The sequence below is a fragment of the Streptomyces sp. NPDC002130 genome (genome assembly GCF_040296465.1).
Lineage (GTDB): Bacteria > Actinomycetota > Actinomycetes > Streptomycetales > Streptomycetaceae > Streptomyces.
The window spans coordinates 1-1,210 of record NZ_JBEOXI010001029.1; the positions used below are offsets into that span (position 1 = coordinate 1).

Sequence of the window (1,210 nt, forward strand, 5' to 3'; positions counted from 1 at the left end):
GTCGTACTGCTGGTTCTGCCGGTAGTCCAGGAAGACGTAGCCGTTGCCGCGGCCGTCGGTGGAGGCGTACGAGCCGCCTCCGACGGCAATGCCAGGCTCAATCCCGTTGCGGGCAGGGCCAATGCACCCAGAAGGACTACACCACCGATGAGCGGTACGAGCGGACGACGCACGACGGCGCTGATGAAGCGCAGGGCCAACTTCGGCTTGCCCGAATCCTCGTCCTCGGACTCCTCTGCACGCTTGCTGAGGAAGGGAATCTTACCGGCAAAAGCCTTGCGCCCGAACATACCCAGAATCGCGGGCAGCAAGGTCAAGGCGATCAGAACCGCGATCAGAACCGTGAAGGCTGCGGCCGCACCCATATCCGAAAGGAACGGGATGCCGACGACGCGCAACGCGACCAGCGCGATGATGACCGTCAATCCAGCGAATACCACTGCGGAACCGGCAGTTCCGACAGCGCGGCCCGCCGCTTCGGCACGATTGTCGGTGAGCGTGAGCTCATGCCTGAATCTGGACATGATGAACAGCGAGTAGTCGATCGCGACTGCCAGACCGATCATGATCGCCAGCGTCGGAGTCATGGAACTCAGATCCATGAATCCGGTGGCGACCGTGATTCCGAGGCTGCCGATCGCGATACCGATGATCGCCGTGAGAAGCGGAAGCCCTGCGGCCACAAGCGAACCGAACGTGATGGCCAGAACGACAGCGGCGACGGCGATACCGATCAGCTCGGTGACACCACCGGGCATTTCTGCTTCCTGGGCGGCCGAACCACTGACCTGGACGTTGAGCCCTTCGGACCGTCCGACATCGGCTGCGGAGTTGATCGAATCACGCAACGCCTGATCGAGATCGGCGAAGTCACCGCTGAACGGAACCTCGACATACCCGACTGTGCCGTCGGCACTGAGCGGCGACAACGCCCGCGCGTCGTCAACAGCCTGCGCCTCGGAAGTTCCCGCTGCAGCGGCCTTCTCCTTGAACATCGCAACCATGGAGTCGTTGCCGGCAACCGGATTGACCAACGCCTTCGCGGCCTGTTCCGGAGTGGCAGTTGCCGGGTCCACCTTGGCGGAGTCGGCGACCTTGTCGATGCCGCGAATACTCGCGAGCATGTCGTCCATGGCCTTGACGTTCGCCGGGTCCGCCAGCGTCGTGCCTGCCGGTGCCTGTACGACGTATCGGGCGCTCAGCGAATCCA

The 1,210-nt window shown here is 63.2% G+C and carries 2 pseudogenes; both read right to left on the reverse strand.

Annotated features, from left to right (window positions below):
- Nucleotides 1-75 (reverse strand): annotated as a pseudogene (locus tag ABT116_RS48100) (snapalysin family zinc-dependent metalloprotease); the annotation flags it as partial.
- A gap of 146 nt (nucleotides 76-221) precedes the next feature.
- A pseudogene (locus tag ABT116_RS48105) lies at nucleotides 222-1,202 on the reverse strand (MMPL family transporter); the annotation flags it as partial.
- Nucleotides 1,203-1,210 lie beyond the last annotated feature (8 nt).